This window comes from Clostridium moutaii, assembly GCF_041205085.1.
GTDB lineage: Bacteria > Bacillota > Clostridia > Clostridiales > Clostridiaceae > Clostridium_B > Clostridium_B moutaii.
Window position 1 is genome coordinate 244,910 of the sequence record NZ_JBGEWD010000002.1, and the last position, 18,224, is coordinate 263,133.

The following is an 18,224-nucleotide window of genomic DNA, read 5'->3' on the forward strand; positions in this document are numbered from 1 at the left end:
TCCGAAATATAGAATGTCAGCATCAAATTTGACAAAATAACTGCCTAGTATATAATTTATTATATATTTCTTGTATAATGTAAAAAAAGGTTGTGTTATTTTGAAAAAATTACAATGGGATTTCTATAGTAAGGATACCCTGTCAGTTGCACAAAACCTCCTTGGTAAAATACTGGTTCACGAAATAAATGGCAAAAGACTATCCGGAAGAATAGTGGAAACGGAAGCCTACAGAGGCATTACGGATAAAGCTGCCCATTCCTATGGCGGCAGACGAACTAACCGCACGGAAATCATGTATGGCACTCCTGGTTTTTCATATGTATATATGATATATGGTATGTATTATTGCTTTAACATAGTAACTGAAAAAGAGGACATACCTGAAGCAGTGTTAATAAGAGCTCTTGAACCATTGGAAAGTCTGGATAAAATATCTTTAAATAGATATAATAAATCATTTTCTTCTTTAAACAAAGCCCAGATAAAAAATTTAGCTAATGGTCCCGGCAAATTATGTAATGCGCTGGCTATAGGTAAAAGTGAAAATAAGGTGGATCTCTGCAACGGCAGCTTATACGTTGCAAAAGACGATATTAATGATTTTAATATAAAAAGCGCAAAGCGAATAGGTATCAGTTATGCCCAGGAGGCGGCCAATTATCCCTGGAGATTTTACATTGAAAACAATATTTATGTATCTGCTAAATAATTTTATGAAAGTGATTATAAAATGAATTATGTCTACATGTTAAAATGCAAGGATGGAACGTTTTATACAGGATATACCAATAATCTGGAAAAGAGGCTGCAAACCCATAACAATGGAAAGGGTGCCAAATATACCAGAGGTAGAACCCCTGTAAAGCTTGTTTACTTTGAAGAATTTATTTCAAAAAAAGAGGCCATGCATAGAGAATATATGATAAAAAGAATGGATCGAGAACATAAATTAAGATTAATTAGGTCACTAACTCACGGGGGTATGAATTATGAAAAAAATGAGAAGAAAAGATAGAATAATGGACCAATCTAAAATTCCCATAATACTTGAAAAATCAGAGTATGGCATATTATCCACTTGTGATGAGAACAATCAACCTTATGCAGTTCCCATAAATTATGTTTATTATAATAATAATTTATATTTTCATTGTGCCAATGAGGGAGCTAAATTAGATAATATATCAATTAACAATACTGTCTGTTTTAATATAGTATCTTCTTCAAAAATTATACCAGGGGAATTCACTTCAAAATATGAAAGTCTTTTAATTTTTGGTAAGGCATCTAAGGTTTATGACAAGGAAAAGGAGGATGCCTTAATTCAGCTAGTTAAAAAATACAGCCCTGAATTTATTGAAAATGGCAAAGAATATATAGGCAAAAGTCAGCATGTTGTAACTGTAATTAAAATAGCAATCAATTATATAAGTGGGAAGGAGAACCTGTAAATATATAAAATATTTTTTACTTCAATGATAAAATAAAGGATTTATTATTAAAATCAATTAAGTTTTTAATAATAAATCCTTATTGTATAATTCATAGATATTTCTTGAAATTACTTTTATTCTTTAAAATATCTACTAAATACTTCAATTCCTGATCTTTATTTTTATCCATAATCAAAAGCACATCCTTGCAATCTATTACAATTAAGTCCTTGACTCCAAACATTATTATAAGTTTGTCGTTTCCAAATACAGTACAATTTTCGCTGGATTGCAATACCGCATTTCCTTTTACATTATTTCCATCAAAATTTTTAAAAAGTCTTCCCAGTGCAGTAAAAGTTCCTATATCATCCCAGAAAAAATTACATTTAATTACGTAGGCCTTTCTTGTTTTTTGCATTATTCCAAAATCTACGGATATGCCATCTATAATCTTATACTGTTCTTTTATAATTTCTTCTTCTTGTTCTGTATTCAAACTTTGATACACGGATAGCATGCATTTATACATTTTAGGAAGATATTTTTGCATCTCCCTTAAAAAAACATCTGCTCTCCATACAAATATTCCACTATTCCAAAGGTATGTGCCCTTCAATAGTAGATCTTTAGTTACTTCTATATTCGGTTTTTCTAAAAATCTCTCTACTTTAAAAGTAGCACTGTTTATATTGATTCTTTCTCCCATTTCTATATAACCATATCCAGTTTCGGGTCTAGTAGGTTTAATTCCCATGGTAACAAGACCCTTTCTCTTTTCTGCAATCTGTACAGCCTGAGAAATAGTATCTAAAAATACTTTTTTATTTTCTATATAATGATCTGAGGGTAAAATTATCATGGTAGCATCGGGATCCTTTTTTAATAATTTTACCGCTGAAAATCCAATACATGTGGCGGTTTCTTTATTTTCCGGTTCTGCAAATATATTTTCTGTACTTATATCTGGAAGCTCTTCTTGTACTTTATCTATATATTCTTCATTTGTAACTACATATATATTTTTTTTATCCACCAAAGGTATAATTCTATCTACGGTATTTTGTAAAAAACTCTTATCATTTATAATTTTTAAAAATTGTTTTGGATTTTTAGCTCTGGATAATGGAAATAACCTTGTTCCTTTGCCTCCTGCAAGAATTAGTGCATATAACAATAATTTCACTCCAAATAATGCTTGCTATGTTTTATAATATGTGTAAATCATTCTAAGTGTGAAACAGAATAACCTGATATTTTAAACCATATCGGTTTTTCCTCTATGCAACTTATTTTTTGCAGATTTAAACATAATTATAGAAGTATAAACTATAATCCCTATAACTACCCATTTCAATATAGAAAGTGGTAATGACTTAACCACATATGCAGCTATTAAAACTCCTATTGAGCCAAATATTATAACTGGTAAAGGTATTCTTATATCATAAGCCCCTTCTTTTACAAATTTTACAGAAGCTGCTACTTCCAAGAAAGCACAAGAACCCATCATCACTGGAAATGCTACCTTAGGGCTCATTCCCAAAGTAAATATTAAAGCCATGCAAGGTGCATAAATTCCTATGCCAAGGGTCATAAACGCTCCAAATATAAAATTTCCAATTAAACCTATGATCAATCTTATACCTGTCAGTCCAGTTGAATTTCCTCCTGAAGGCATAATGTTTACCTGTCCAGCAAACATTATAAAAGCTACCACTAAAAGGGCAGTACCCATTCCTATTTCTATCTTTCTTTCATCTAATCTGGCTACAAATCCTGCGCCCAGTACAGCTCCAAGAGTAGCAGCTACAATCATAGCTATTAAGGTAATAGGCTCCACTTTAATTACATTTATAAATACCATGGCTTCTACTATTACAGGAATTGCACATGAAACGTTTAATGTACCTGGTATAGTTCTATCTTCAGTAAGTTTAAAATTTTTCAATATAGCAGTAAATATAGCAAAACTTCCTATTCCCAAAGTATCAAAAAAATTAACTACAAATCCACTTGCTGCAAAGGTTGAAAACTTACTATTATCAAGAGATTTGTTTTTTACCTTACTAATATAATCTTTAAAAAATACGACTAAAAAATATAGTGCACAAATAATAAGTAAGGCCATCAAGATTTTAATCATCCAACACCATTCCTTTCCTTAATTAATTATTCGTTTACAATGCTGCCAACTTAATATTAATTTGCATAAAACCAATATTTAACTTGCAATATACCAAAAAAAACCTCGTATCCCACACATAGGGGAGCGAGGTCATATAGGAACATCACCCTGATTTGCATTTGTATAAATACTAGCATATCATCTAATATTGGCGTGATATTTTGCATAATTTTATTATTTTGTTAATCTTTTAACTGTAAATTTTATGCTTCCACACTTTCTCTTTTATGCTTTGCTGCAGATTTAAACATAGTTACGGAAGTATAAATTATAACAACAATTACAAGCCAGGTCAGAATATTCAATGGCAGTGATTTAACTATATATGCTGCTATTAGCACGCCTATACTACCAAATATAGTTATAGACATAGAGGCCTTTCTGTCATAAGAATCTTCTTTTATAAATTTAACAGATGCAGCTGGCATTAAAAATGCACAGGAGCCCATCATTATAGGAAAAGCCACCTTAGGGCTCATTCCAAGTGCAAATACCAGTGCCATGCATGGTGCATAAAGTCCTATTCCAAGTGTCATAAGTGCTCCTAATATAAAATTAGCTACTACTGCAACTATAAGCTTTCCTCCTGTAAGTCCTATTGCGGCCCCGCCTACCGGCATAAACTTTAACTGACCTGCCAGCATTATAAATGCTACTATGATTAATGCAGCACCCATTCCTATTTCTATTTTTCTTTCATCCAGCTTGGAAACTATACCTGCACCCAGTACCGCACCTATGGTTGATGAAATCAGCATGGCAAACAAAGTTACAGGTTCTACTTTTATAACTGTTATGAATATAAGAGCTTCGATAGTTACAGGTATTGTACAAGATACATTCAAGGTACCAGGTAAAGTCCTGTCTTTTGTAAGTTTAAAAAATTTTAATAATGCTGTGCTGGTTGCAAAACTTCCTATTCCCAGAGTATCAAAAAAATTAGCTACAAATCCAACTCCACCTAATCCAAAAAAATTTGCTTTTTCTAATTTCTTTTCTTTTGCTGCTTTTGCATAATCTGTAAAAAATACAAATGAAAAATATAATACTAGAACAAGTAATATTCCAAAAACTATTTTTATCACCGAAAGACCCCCTTTATTTTTTCTTCTAATTATAGATATTTTATAAAAATCAATATAATGCTAAATTTTGATATTTTTTTAAGTTATTTTAATATAAATCCATATTTAACTGGATCCTCAGGATCTATAAAAAACTGATTATGCCCTGTTATATAAGCTGAACCCGTTATCTGAGGAATAACAGCATCATAATCCCCTACTTTGGTCAATCCCAGTATTTTACCCTTAAATTTTGTATTTATTATACTTTCATACACAAAATCTTCGTTTACTTTAAGTTCACCTCTTGCATGGAGAGTAGCCATTTTAGCACTAGTACCTGTACCACAAGGTGATCTATCCAACTGTCCTTGTCCAAATACAACTGCATTTTGATAAGTGGCATCTTTACTTTTTGCTGGTCCCCAAATTTCACATAAATCCACTGTCTTTATATGAGAAAGAGTTGGATGCTGTATTTCTACTTGTTCATTTACTGCTTTTATTACTTTCATGCCTATTTCTATTAATTTTTGTGCATTTTTGGTTTCTATCTCTATTCCCAGATTTTCAGCCTTGACTATGGCAAAGAAGCTTCCTCCAAAAGATATATCCATTACAACTTTTCCTATATCAGGTACTTCTATTTCTACATCTTTTTTATATAAAAATGCTGGTACATTGGTTATTGAGACTTCCTTCGCACTTCCATTTTCCACTTTTACAGAAGCTTGTATAAGTCCTGCTGGAGCTTCTAAAGTAAGTTTTGTAACTGGTTCTACAGCTTTTACAATTCCTGTCTCCACTGCCACTGTGGATGCTCCTATGGATCCATGTCCGCACATATTCAAGTATCCACCACCATCCATAAATATTATTCCTATATCAGCTTTATCTGTAGTTGGCTGTGTCAATATAGAACCAAACATATCATTATGTCCTCTTGGTTCAAGCATTATAGCTGTCCTTAAATAATCTAAGTGCTCTTCAAGATAGGCCTTTTTTTCTGGCATTGTATTTCCTGGAATGTTAGGTACTCCACCAACAACTATTCTTGTAGGTTCACCCATTGTATGTGAGTCTATTGCAAATATGGTTCTTTCAATATTCATAATTAGCTCTCCTTATTTCTCATTTTTAATTTTAAAAAAGCTAATGCTTTTTTAGCATCCAATTCTGTTGCATTGTTTTCTCCTACTACTTCAGTCTCAATACCTTCTGATGACTTGTTAAAATCTACTATGGTATCCATATACTCATTGGTAACTACAAATTGAGCTTGAGTTCCCACAAAACTCATTCCTACCACAGGTATATTCCTTTTCCCTATCTCTTCTATAGCTGTAGCAAAATCTATATTGCTGTTTCCCCATCCATCAATAGATACTATGGCTCCATCTGCCCTCATGGCTTCCACCCAGGCTGCTATTCTTTGAGCAACAAAAACTTTATCTTGATTTTCCTGGGGTGTTCCTGCAACAATAACTCCTAAAATATCCACATCATTATCATTTGACACCACATCTAAAAGAGGATCTCTGAAATGATGCAATGTAGTTTCTTTTGTAGACGGCCCGATTCCCATTTTTATCACCTCTAATTCATGGCTCTTAACGCACCATCTCTGTATTCATTAGGGCTTAATATTATAGGTACATTTCCCATATCTATTATAGATCTGCATCCTATGAATCCACCTGGATTTTTACCAAGAATTCCTGTATCATACATAGCTCCCTGTCCTGCTACTTGCTTTACTATAACAACCTTCTTTTTACCTGGCCTTATTTTATCAAAGTATTCATGTTTTTCACTGCAGTCTCTACCATGCATTTTTTTCAAATACTCTCTTATTTCCTGAATTATTTTATCACAGGCCTCGTGAGCTGCCATGGGTCCTGATCTGCTGCTGCCTTTTTTAGATCTTAATACAACGTCTACATTTATAATAGTATCATTTTTATCAGGTGTTCCAGCCTTTCCAAATACTACTTTATTCTCAAGTATTCCTTCGGAAGAACCAAATTCAGCAACTTGAATCCCATCTTCATCTACACCTGTAAGCATTACAGATACACCTGTCAAGGCATGGGTTATGCCTTCTCCTAGTCTGCCTAATACTTTAACAGCTATAGGTGAAAAATCCATTATTGAATTTACAAACATGTCATGACAATCAGGTTTAATGATATTCACTTTTACCTCTTTTATAAGGTCTTTTTTTATGTCTATAGTTTTAACTATGTCATTTTTGATATATAAAGTTTCATCTTCTATATATGTCTTATCAGAAAACCCTACCTTATTTATAAAAAAAGTTTTTATAACAAGCCTTCTCATTTCCCTTTCTTTGTCCATATATCTCACCCTATTTTAAATTGTTTTATAGCAATTACAAGCTTTTCAGTCTGTAATTGCTATAAACTTCTATTTAATAACAAGCTTTATTATACAGCTTACATCTGAAAATCATCAAACCTTTGCTACATACTCATAAGGGAGTGATACTATTGTCCCTGGAGTAGTTATCTTGGTAAGCTGTATAAGCGCATCCTTTACTATTCCCGTTTGCATCTCTATATTATTAGGTTCACCTGCGTTGGCACCCATAGGGACTCTTGGAGCAACTGCTCTCGGAGTACCTGTTTGTTTAACTACCGGAGGTAATGCCGCTATAATTATAGTAGGTATACCTATTTGTTCTATTGCTCTCTGCACCAATACTGCAGAGCGGTGGCAAGTTCCTCATCCTGCAGTCATTAAAACTGCATCTACATTTTCATCTTTTAATATTTTAGCTATAGCGGGACCTGTTTCCTCTCTAAATTTCTGCTGGTTTCCACCCCCACCCATAAAGCCTATATGAGTTGGTGCTACTGAACCAATGAAGCCCTCTTTTGCCAATTCCTTTAGTCTATCCAATGGGAACATGCAGTTTACATCTTTATTTACATCCCCATTATCATATCCACCATGTGATACCATCAGGTCATCAGTATTAGTATCTCCTGGCACTTTTCTAAATGTAAAATCTCCTGCCAAATTAAATCTTTTATCTGATTTTAAATGTACTCCTGCTGCCGAAGCAATGGCAATTTTCATATCCTTAAGTTCTTTTGTTACTGGAGCCCATACTGGAGGAGGAGTTATAGGTACATATATTTCTGATTGCAGCCCTTTAACAACCGTTAAATCCATTATAGATTACCTTCCTTTCTCTTCTTTTTATCAATATTACTTACATATTTTTCATTGGTCTGTAATGAAAGTACTTCAGGGAAACTCATTCTGAACCCAACTTCCTGCCCTAACTGTAATGGGTAGTCTGTTATCAGCATCCTGAGAGGTATTTTCAAATATCCCAATCTTCCTTTTAAGTCTATTCCAACGGCACCATCTTCAACCTGAACAATTATTCCCTGCATTTCGATGATTTTGTCACCGTATTTTAATTTCATCTAATTTACCCTCTTTATTTTAAGAATATTTCTCTTTTCTCTTCTTGCTCATTGGAAGTGACTGTTCATTTTTAGCTCTTTCTATCTTTTCACCAGTGGTTTCTTCTATAAGATCTAAATTGTTTTCAAGTACATTTCTATTGTATTTTCTCTCTGCTTTTTTTACTTCTTCTCCTGCCATAGCTGCTTTTAACATGTTGATGCCTCTGACTGCATCTTGTGGACAAAGTGTATTACAACCAAGAACTTCATTTTCTATTCCTGCTTCTGATTTATTATTGTCCACCATATAATTCATGTACTTATTTCCAACAACCAGTGCTCCCTGAACTGCACAAAATGAGAAAGCTACACATGGTATTCCCCTCATGCCTATTTGTTCAACATGGCTTGCAAAATCAATATGGTTATTTCCAAAGCCTTCTGTTGTCACAAAAGCTCCATCTACATCCAATGCTTCTACAATCATTCCCATTCTCTCTGATACGTAGAACTTCTCACTATTTATCTGAGGACTTCCTACAAATAATACTCCACAAAGATCCAGATCTTCATCAGCTAAAGCCTGGTGTACCAGAGGCTCTCTCCAATAATGCCTTGAACACTCTTTTGATGCAGGTCCTATGCAAGTCAATGCATGAATACCTCCATCAGCTACTTCAAGTGGTGATAACATTATAGGAACATTTCCCAAGTCAACATTTGGCTTTCCACCAAGGAATCCTACAGGCTCTACTGGCAATATCAAATTATCATGCATAGCACCCTGACCCATTATCTCTTTTACTATTACAACCTTTTTCTTGCCGGGTCTTCTAACATGTTTAAATTCTTCTACATTTACCACTAAAGATTCATCATCAACCTTTTTAAGTGCTTCTCTTATTTCTTGTGTTAATACATCTGTAGCCTTATGCGCAGCTAGAGGTCCTCTTCTCTCCATATTTGTCTTAGCTTGAATAGTCATTTGAGTTTTAATAAATATTTCTCCCTTGTCCGGGCAGCTTGGTCTTCCCCACTGGATATTTTCATCTAAATATCCTTCTGAAGAACCGAATTCTCCAATTTGAACTCCATTTTCATCAGTACCTGTGAGCATCATTACAACGCCATCCAATACCCTTGTAACTCCTGTTCCAAGTTTGGATTCTCCCTCTTTTGTAGCAATTGGCTGTACATCCATTATGGTCTCACTATAAGTGTGGTATTTATCAGGTGTTATTATATCAATCTTCATATCCTTAACTAATTTGCTTTCTGTTACAGCATCTTTGCATACAGCTTCCCTTATATAAAGAGTTGTTCCTTCTATTTTAGTTTCTGGTCCAAATTCTACCTTGTCAATCTTGTAATGTTTTCTTGTAAGTGTTCTCATTACCTTTTCTTCTAATGGAGCTTCTTTTTTGCCATTGTTCTCCACACTAGCATTGACTCCAGATATAGATTTTCCTGTTGGTGCTGACACTCCATTCATAGAAGATACTGCATTTAAACCTCCCAAAGGCAATTCTATATTAATTCCCTTACCTTCAGCTATTTTAATTTTAAGGATTCCACCAGAAATACTGCTTAACTTACCAACTTTATCTTTTTCAATATAACCTTCCAATATATCCCCAGTCACAGCTGTTAAAGCTGGCGTATCAGCTTTAAGTTTTTTCCCAACAACTTCTTCTCTTGAAAGAACATTTTCATCTAACTTAATTAGTAATGAATCTTCAAGTTTTGCAAAGTTCATTGGATTTTCCAAGTCAGCAATTTCTATGGTGTCTCCTGCTTTTTTGTTGTACTTTAAAACTGCCTTCTTTTCTCCACAAGTTAACTTTTCTGAACATTCAGTGTTCATCATAATACCTCCTTATTCATTTACCAAGGTTCTCTAGTCCTCAATTTCTATTGAACTTATCAAGTTTCAATTTATATTCAATCCTTAAATGCAATTATTGTCCTGCATAAAAAGGAAGTTCAATATCTATTCCTTTACCTTCTTCTATCTGTATTTTTAAAATTCCGCCAACTACTGAAACAGATGTTTTCCCTTCATTTACCATATCTTCTATCTGAGAGGTTTTAGCTTCTGTTAAATCCTCTTTAGTTTCTTCCTTAACTTCCTTTTCATCTTCCGCAATTTTAATTCCCTCTAAAATATCAGGAGTAAGTGGAGTAAGAGAATCTATGGTTTTAGTAAGTTTTGCCCCTATTACTTCTTTTACTTTCAGACAATTGTCAGGTATAGTTAGCAATCCTGAATCTACCATATCAGGAAATATATCTGGATCCTCTAAATTTTCAGCTGCAATAATAGTTCCTTCTTCCGTTCTACAACATACAACAGCTACTTCATCTTTTACTTGTTCTGCATGTTCAGCACTCATTGACATATTAAATCATCCTCCTCAATTTTTACATTTCAAGATTCTTGTTCCATTGGAAGTCTTCTTGTTAACGGATAGTTTACTGTTCTAAATACATGATCCGTATGATGATATACTGGCAGTCCCATTTTAGGCGCACAGCACATTACCGTATTTGAACAATCACTACAGTTGGATATCAATACTCTCTTTGCACCTTGTTTCTTTAGGTACATAATTGCCTGAGCCTGACCTGGACAATGTCCTGGTGTTTTGCATTTGTTGCTTCCCTTAATTTCCTCTACATTTTTACATTTGGTTACACCAACTACCTGGGAGTGCATTTTAGAAGCCACATCTCTAAGTCTTGCTTCATTTGCTCCACAGGCACATACTAATAATCCTATAGGTCCCTTGTATTCAGGTAAAGGTATTGTAACAATTGCTCCTCCTGAAGTTTTCGTTACTATCGAAGTATCAATATCTTGTGAAGCACCGGTATATGGTCCTCCTATTATCAATTCACCGTATTCACCATCTATACCACCACATTTTTCAATAAGGCTCTTTATAGTAGTTCCTACAGGTACCTGAAAAAATACATTTGGCTCTTTTCCTGATTTTAATTTTCCTACAATTGTTATATCTTTATCTATTACTGGTTTTCCATAATCTACTGCCATGGTTATATTGAAAAGGCTTTCAGCATTTAAAACTACACAATCTGCATCTACTGGCAGCTGAGTAGGCTCAAGCCATTTATCAAATATTGCATGAATAATAGCTCTTTCCTCTCCCATAGGATACATATCCGGTAATCCCTTCACTTCTATGGAAGTATCGCCCTTTAGATAATCTTTTAAAACTTTTACAGCTCTTAAATGTTTGGATTTAATTGCTATATACGCTTTTTTTGCACCAGTAGAACTCATGGCATATTTTATACCCTTTATTATTTCTTCAGGTTTTTCTTCTATTCTTTTTATATTGTGATGAAGTACTGGCTCACACTCTACACAATTAGCAATTATATATCCATTTGGAAGTTTGGTTTTTAATTTTATATGGGTTGGAAATCCTGCCCCTCCAGCACCCACAACTCCTGCCTCAAATACTGATTCTGCTATACTGCTGCATTTTTTAATTTTTACATACTTTTCTGATTGTTTATCATCTGACCTGATTACAATTTCTGAATCAGTTATTTTGACTACTTTTCCTGAAACGCTACTGTGTATTTTAGCTCCAAGTCCCTTTGGCTCTGCTATACATTCTCCCCTTTTTACCTCCTGATTTTCCTTTACAATAGGTACATCAGGGCCTCCTACATGCATTTTAAGGGGAAAATTGTAAACTTGTTCCATATTATCCCTCCTAAGTATTTAGGCTAACATACTCTGCCTATTACTATTCAAAGCATACTTCATGCCAATTTGATCTATTATATTTTATTGCACTATAATGCATACTAATGCTAACTTTAAAGGCTATAAGTTTTTGTTATAGCATCTATAATTATAGGCGAGATGTCTTATTTTTTGACACTTTTTTTATTATATACAAGCATTGATTTCTAAAAAGCATTTAAACACCACACAAATACGATCTTTTTATTTTGTCAGTAAACTGACATACATGTTAAATTATTGACATCACAGTTTGAATTTGTTTAACTTATAATAAAGAGTACTCCTTTTTATATTTAATATTTTTGCCGCCCGGTTTTTATTTCCATTTACCATTTTCATTACGCTCTCTATAGTTTTTCGCTCTGCATTTTCTATTATTTTTTCGAGATCATACTCATTTTCATCATTATAATTATAATCTTTCACATTTTCACTTCTTATATACTCCGGTATTGATTCTATAGTTATCCTGCCATTATTGGATAATACCACCATCCTCTGAATAACATTTTTTAATTCTCTAATATTGCCATCCCATTTATAATTAATTAAATTTTTATATATTCTCTCATCAATATTATTTATTTCTATACCTTCTTCTTTTGATACCTGCCTAAAAAACAAATTGGCTAAATCCTTTACATCTTCCTTCCTGTCTTTTAACGGCGGTAGCTTTATCTGCACTACTGCTAATCTATAAAACAAATCTTCTCTAAATTTATTCTCTGCTATCAATTCGGTCAAGTTCTTATTAGTAGCAGAAATTATTCTAGTATCTGTAACAATAGGCTTTTCACTTCCCAATCTTGATATAACACCATCTTGTAGTACTCTCAATAATTTTGCCTGCATTTCCATGGGCATATCACCGATTTCATCCAAAAATAAGGTTCCCTTATTCGCAAGCTCAAACTTACCTATTTTACCTTTTCTTATTGCTCCTGTAAAAGCCCCTTCTACATATCCAAATAATTCACTTTCAAATAGGTTTACAGGTATAGCACTACAATTTATGGCCACAAAATTACCTATCCTTTTACTAGCTCTATGTATTGCCTTCGCAAATACCTCTTTCCCAGTTCCACTTTTTCCTGTAATTAGAACACTAGTAGAGGTAGGGGCTACCTTCTGGGCGATGGAAATTGCATCTATTATTTTTTTATTTTTACCTATTATAGATGAAAAATTATACTTGGAAGAAAGTTCACTTTTATAAGCTGACTCCAGAAATTCCACTTTTTTCCTTTCATCTTCCAATTGTTTCGTCAAATTTACTGCATCTGTCATATCCCTGTCTGTAGATACTACTGCTATTAGTTCTTTTTTTGAATTGTATATGGGAAAAGCACTTAATACAACAAACTTTCCCCTTACGGGTTCATGAAATACATTGTCAATTCTCTTTTCTGTCTTCAGCACTTGTAAAAGCATGGCATTAGGGAAAAAATCTCCTATATATCTATTCAATATGTCCTTCACCTTAACACCATATACTCTCTCAGAAGCTTTATTCCAATACTTCACTATTCCTCTTTCATTGCACATACACACTCCTTCATGTAAATTGTCAAATATGTCATTTTGAAGTTTAAATAGTTCATCCATTTTCAAATAAAATGTATCCCTAAAATTGTTATTGGTTATAATTCCCTTAATCTCACCATTTTCTATAACCGGCAATCGACCTATATGTTTTTCAATCATCATATCTCTGGCAAATCTGGCAGATGAATCACAATCTATAGTAAGTACATTTTTGACAGCATATTTCATTACGGAATCTTCTAATGATATTTTCTTATTTTTAATTTCAGCCGCATCTTTCATGGTAAATATACCAATCATTTTTCCGTCATCATCTACTATTATGACTTCATCTCTATAGAATCCAATCATCTTATTTAAAGCACTTTTTATAGTTTCATTTTTATTTATTTTTATAAATCCATTTGTCATTATATCCTTAACTTTATAAATCAGTTCGAAAATACTCATTGGTTCACCTACTTTTATTTTTTTAATATACATTTCATATTTATTTTATCATTAATTTTGTACATTAAGTAAGCATTCAAATCATTTTCAAGGATAATTAAATTTTCATAAAAAAAATAGTGCTTCAAAAAAATTTCTGAAGCACAGCTTTTTTACTGCAATAAATCGATTATGTTAAATTATATATTTCTAAATCTAAATTACAAAATTATACTACCTTAAGATCCTTGGTATTAACTGTTTCCATTTTATGCCGTTCAATTCCTATATTATTTAATTTCTTCCACAATCTTCTCATTGTCTTTTCAGAATTATAATAGAACTCACTTCCCCTTATTCTATAAAATATCCATCCTACTCTTTCTAAATCCAATTGTCTCTCTATGGCCTCCTTCCAATTATATTCCTCTGATGATACATCACCATCACATATTATGGCCACTCTATTTCTTACACCTTCCACAATAAAATCTATTTTATACTTGCCTATTTTTACTTCCGGTGTGACCCTGTATCCTTTGCTCTTTATAAGATTATAGACATCTTTTTGAAATTCAGATTGAAATACATATTCTACATTTCTGTTATTTCCATTATATCTATCATAATTCAAACAATAATTTAAAAGATGGTATCGTGCACATTCCTCATTCAAGTCTTTTAAATCTACAGAATGAAATAACCACATTTGATTTCTGGCCCTGCTTGCCGCCACATTAAATCTTCTGATATCGCTTTCCTTTATAAGAGGTGCAAACTTTACACTTTTTGAAATTACCATGGATAAAAACATTATATCTCTTTCATCACCCTGAAAAGAATAAGCATCTCCACATATAAGTTTTCTCTTTATAATTTCCTTTACACCTATTTTTTCCTTGAGCATATTTTCAATAAGTCGTGCCTGGGCCTCCCCAAGTAAAGATATGACCCCCATAGACATATTAGAATATTTACTATCCTTACAGCAGGCTACAATTTTATCTACCAGACACTCAGCCTCTTTAACATTTATAGGCTTGGTTGAATCCCTACTTCCATCCTCCACTTTAATTGCACTTATTGGAGGATAAAATCTTTCATTAATTTTAGGATATCTCAAAGTCAGCATTTCTCCGGAATAGCTCAGATCATTACTGAAATTTATTATTTCAGGTACACATCTAAAATGTTCTTTTAACATCAATCTACTCGGGAATACCCGTAATGCTGTATCATAGAGACTTGTCTGCAAGTCAAACCACTGTTTCTGAGGTATATCTTTCAAATACTTATCTATTAAATTTTGTACAGTTCTTTGATCAATACCTACGATCTCTGGGCTTATCTGATTATCATCTCCTACTATAACCGCCCTTTTAGCCCTCATAAGTGCACATAAGGAGAATAAATCACTTTGACTGCTTTCATCAAATATTATTACATCAAACATATTTTGAGAAAGCTTTATATTTTCTATAACTCTGTTTAACGGCATAATCCATACTGGAATAACCTTTTTACACTTCTCCATTTCTCTTTGGGCTATTTTTCTGTACTCAGGTACCATCTTTCCCCTGCCTTTTCCAATTCTCTTCACTGCTTGCATCCATGAAAACAAACTTCTTTTTTCACCTTCCGTAGTTCTAAGTATTTGATTATACCAGGTTTTTTTTGAAACTATATCTTTTATAATCTCTTTTTCCCTGTTCTTTTCTTTTCCTATAGCCTCTTCTATTTCCTCTGGATTCAAACCATACATATGACTTAACAGGCTATTCCACTGTGCCCATTTCCATGCCTGTGTCCAATCGTTAAATTTCTCTCTCCCATACTCCCAATTATCTATTATACTCTTAGCGGTCTTAGGACATACTTTGCTTAATTTACCTATTAGTTCATCTATCTTAAGACATTTATTCTTTACTAACTTAGTTTTTCTTAATTCTTGTAATACTCCCTTAACTTCATCTACATCCAGATTATCTACAGCTTCATAGAGTTTTTTTAATTTGCTTGTACCATTTATCATCTTTTTAAACACTTCTATGTAAGCCTTATCTTCATTATATATATTGATATTTCTTATGGATTTTACACATTTGATTAAATAGTCATAGGATTCTTCCTTATGCCAATCTACAGTTTGTGGAATTGATATTCTTCCCAGACCTTCCACTATATACTTTTTGTACTTTATGTCCCAATTCACAATTTCATTTAAATAGTTCAAGTTTTTTTCAATGTCAATTATATCAGAAGCTTTCATATGAAGAGTTATTGTCTTCAGCCCATAATCTCTCATTGTATTATTCCATATGTTCCTCAGTTCATTGAGAACTTGTTTTTGTTGAACATACAGTTTAACTATTATTGCTTGTCCCATACTTTTTAGAGGTATTCCATCTATTTTACAATTTTTCAATATATAACTGCATTCAGGATGTACCATTATAAATAATTTTCCCACTTTACCTTTCTTATCAAAGGAATCATACAACATATCAAAATTTTCCAGGAATTTATCCATATTAATGTTATTGGGAATTTCTATTTTGTGATTTCTAATTTGATTTTTAATTTTACTGAATATCAATATACAATTATTGCTTTTATACAATAAATCCCTCAAAGTCTGTCTTGCCAAATTGCTGTTGTAGTAGCTGTTAAATATATTTCCCCAGATATCTTTTCCCAATACTGACATCTTACTCTTACATTCATTTAGCAGCTTTAATAATTCATCATAATTGCACCTGTCATTGCAAGGCACATGCCATCCCTCTAAAGTTTCAATATATTCGGGGTATTTCAATTTTATCTTTTCATACTCTGATATTCTATGACAAATTTCCTCGTCTTCAGGTAACTTCCCTATTACATCCTTAATATTATCAAATTTGCATTTTTCATTTTTACTCATCATGCCTCTTAAATATATTAATAAACTAAATTCTTTTTCCGATAAAGGCATTACATCATCCATATGAATTTTATCCTCTAACCAGCAATATTTTTCATTATTATCTTTTACCCATCTTGCCATATACGTGGTATCATATTCTTCACCATTGTAGTTTATATTTTTATTTTCAACCTGCTGTATCTCTCTAAATTTTTCATATAACTTCTGCTGGTTTTTTTCGCAGAAATTTAATTTCTTTTCTAATAATTCAACCTCTTTACGCATAACTTCAGCATCCAGGGATAAATTATCTGTTATTTTCCGCACTGATTCATTGAGTTTATTTAGAGAATTGGTATCATTGCCTAAAACACTAATGCACAGTGGTTTTATCTCCTCGGGTATCTTTTCTGTCAGAACTTTAAGCGCCCTGCTAGTTTGACTTGTTATCAATACTCTTTTACCATGGGCAAGAAGATGACATACTAAATTAACTATGGTATGGCTTTTACCTGTACCTGGAGGTCCTTGAACAACTACTCCATAATTTTGAGTTATTTTTTTTATTATCTCCTTCTGTTCTAAATTTGCAGGCAGTGGGAAAAGCAGATCCTTCCCTATATTATCCCACTGGCAGCTCTCTTTCTCATCACATTCTATACTTTTTTCATTTACTAGAGCTTTTATAGTTTCAGGTATTTCACATCCATTGTTTATTTCTCTAATTATGTTATCTATTTCAATCTGCCATAACTTAGCATTACTTTTTCTTACAAAAATAATAGATGTATTATAGATAATAGGATATTGCTGAAAGTTAATTTTCTTTCTTGAGAAATTATCCTTTTTAAACTTTCCCTGAGCATTTATGTGAGAGAATAGTTTTAGAAAAACATCTTCAGTCTGAATTATATTTCTTGGATCCAAGTTAACCCTGTTTACCCTATCTCCCAGTGCAAATATACCCTTCATATTGCATTCCTTAAATCCCTCAAACAATGAAGTTTCCAATATAGTCTTACTTGACGGAGTTAAAATAAATACCTCCCTTAGTTTATCAAATTCTATTTTCATTCTAGTAGTTAAAACAGGATGAATGATCTTTTCATTTTCTCTTTTCCATACAATTAGGCCATGTCCAAAAACTATTTCAAAGCTTTCTCCATTTTTCTCACTTTCCTGATATAGATGAAAAAATTCTTCATATAATCTACTGCATTTTGTATTTATTTCAACCCAAGGTTCATTTACAGATAATTTATTTATAATACATCCAGGTACATGAAAAAATTCTTCTTCCCAGTATAACTTTTCATAGTCATAAACATTCCTTACAAATTTTTGATTTAGTTTCTTTAGGCTCAATAAATAAGAAAATACATTTTTTATCTTATCCCTATAATCCATAATTCCCCTCCTAATAATGGCAAACTAAA

The 18,224-nt window shown here is 32.7% G+C and carries 16 protein-coding genes; 3 read left to right on the top strand and 13 right to left on the bottom strand.

Annotation, left to right across the window (positions count from 1 at the left end; genetic code table 11):
- Nucleotides 1–100 precede the first annotated feature (100 nt).
- Genes AB8U03_RS03915 through AB8U03_RS03925 form a run of 3 tightly spaced genes read left to right on the top strand, consistent with a single transcriptional unit; the run spans nucleotide 101 to nucleotide 1,454 of the window.
- Nucleotides 101–712 carry a DNA-3-methyladenine glycosylase gene (locus AB8U03_RS03915; protein ID WP_369703241.1) on the top strand — a complete coding sequence of 204 codons (612 nt, stop codon included), beginning with the start codon at nucleotides 101–103 and terminating at the stop codon, nucleotides 710–712.
- Nucleotides 713–733: 21 nt separating this feature from the next.
- Nucleotides 734–1,018, top strand: coding sequence for a GIY-YIG nuclease family protein (locus AB8U03_RS03920; protein ID WP_369703242.1), 285 nt, complete (start codon nucleotides 734–736; stop codon nucleotides 1,016–1,018).
- Entirely contained in the window at nucleotides 993–1,454 is a 462-nt protein-coding gene (locus tag AB8U03_RS03925; RefSeq protein ID WP_369703243.1) for a pyridoxamine 5'-phosphate oxidase family protein, read from the top strand. The genes AB8U03_RS03920 and AB8U03_RS03925 overlap by 26 nt, the downstream gene beginning before the upstream one ends.
- A gap of 91 nt (nucleotides 1,455–1,545) precedes the next feature.
- Here AB8U03_RS03925 and AB8U03_RS03930 read toward each other — a convergent pair whose 3' ends face one another.
- From AB8U03_RS03930 to AB8U03_RS03990, 13 genes are all read right to left on the bottom strand, one after another.
- A complete protein-coding gene (locus AB8U03_RS03930; RefSeq protein ID WP_369703244.1) occupies nucleotides 1,546–2,613 on the bottom strand; it encodes a mannose-1-phosphate guanylyltransferase in 1,068 nt (355 codons plus the stop codon).
- Nucleotides 2,614–2,694: 81 nt separating this feature from the next.
- Entirely contained in the window at nucleotides 2,695–3,582 is an 888-nt protein-coding gene (locus tag AB8U03_RS03935; protein ID WP_369703245.1) for a sulfite exporter TauE/SafE family protein, read from the bottom strand.
- A gap of 245 nt (nucleotides 3,583–3,827) precedes the next feature.
- The gene (locus AB8U03_RS03940; RefSeq protein ID WP_369703246.1) at nucleotides 3,828–4,709 is read right to left on the bottom strand and encodes a TSUP family transporter; all 882 of its coding nucleotides are present in this window, start codon (nucleotides 4,707–4,709) and stop codon (nucleotides 3,828–3,830) included.
- Nucleotides 4,710–4,792: 83 nt separating this feature from the next.
- Nucleotides 4,793–5,800 (bottom strand): proline racemase, encoded by a 1,008-nt coding sequence (locus AB8U03_RS03945; protein ID WP_369703247.1) that lies wholly within the window; start codon nucleotides 5,798–5,800, stop codon nucleotides 4,793–4,795.
- Between the two features lie 2 nt (nucleotides 5,801–5,802).
- Nucleotides 5,803–6,273 carry a glycine/sarcosine/betaine reductase component B subunit gene (locus AB8U03_RS03950; RefSeq protein ID WP_369703248.1) on the bottom strand — a complete coding sequence of 157 codons (471 nt, stop codon included), beginning with the start codon at nucleotides 6,271–6,273 and terminating at the stop codon, nucleotides 5,803–5,805.
- Nucleotides 6,274–6,284: 11 nt separating this feature from the next.
- Complete coding sequence (prdD, locus tag AB8U03_RS03955) at nucleotides 6,285–7,046, bottom strand: proline reductase cluster protein PrdD (protein WP_369703249.1); 762 nt, start codon at nucleotides 7,044–7,046, stop codon at nucleotides 6,285–6,287.
- 114 nt (nucleotides 7,047–7,160) lie between these two features.
- A complete protein-coding gene (gene prdB, locus AB8U03_RS03960) occupies nucleotides 7,161–7,886 on the bottom strand; it encodes a D-proline reductase (dithiol) protein PrdB (protein ID WP_369703250.1) in 726 nt (241 codons plus the stop codon).
- Nucleotides 7,886–8,146: a CBO2463/CBO2479 domain-containing protein gene (locus AB8U03_RS03965; protein ID WP_369703251.1), complete on the bottom strand. Its 261-nt coding sequence runs from the start codon at nucleotides 8,144–8,146 to the stop codon at nucleotides 7,886–7,888. The genes prdB and AB8U03_RS03965 overlap by 1 nt, the downstream gene beginning before the upstream one ends.
- A gap of 19 nt (nucleotides 8,147–8,165) precedes the next feature.
- Nucleotides 8,166–9,992 carry a D-proline reductase (dithiol) proprotein PrdA gene (gene prdA, locus AB8U03_RS03970; RefSeq protein ID WP_369703252.1) on the bottom strand — a complete coding sequence of 609 codons (1,827 nt, stop codon included), beginning with the start codon at nucleotides 9,990–9,992 and terminating at the stop codon, nucleotides 8,166–8,168.
- Between the two features lie 94 nt (nucleotides 9,993–10,086).
- On the bottom strand, nucleotides 10,087–10,527 hold the full coding sequence (locus AB8U03_RS03975; protein ID WP_369703253.1) for a sugar transporter: 441 nt from the start codon (nucleotides 10,525–10,527) through the stop codon (nucleotides 10,087–10,089).
- A 29-nt stretch (nucleotides 10,528–10,556) separates the two neighbouring features.
- Nucleotides 10,557–11,864 carry a proline reductase-associated electron transfer protein PrdC gene (gene prdC / locus AB8U03_RS03980; RefSeq protein WP_369703254.1) on the bottom strand — a complete coding sequence of 436 codons (1,308 nt, stop codon included), beginning with the start codon at nucleotides 11,862–11,864 and terminating at the stop codon, nucleotides 10,557–10,559.
- A 288-nt stretch (nucleotides 11,865–12,152) separates the two neighbouring features.
- Entirely contained in the window at nucleotides 12,153–13,904 is a 1,752-nt protein-coding gene (gene prdR, locus AB8U03_RS03985) for a sigma-54 dependent transcriptional regulator PrdR (RefSeq protein WP_369703255.1), read from the bottom strand.
- 208 nt (nucleotides 13,905–14,112) lie between these two features.
- Entirely contained in the window at nucleotides 14,113–18,195 is a 4,083-nt protein-coding gene (locus tag AB8U03_RS03990; RefSeq protein WP_369703256.1) for an AAA domain-containing protein, read from the bottom strand.
- Nucleotides 18,196–18,224 lie beyond the last annotated feature (29 nt).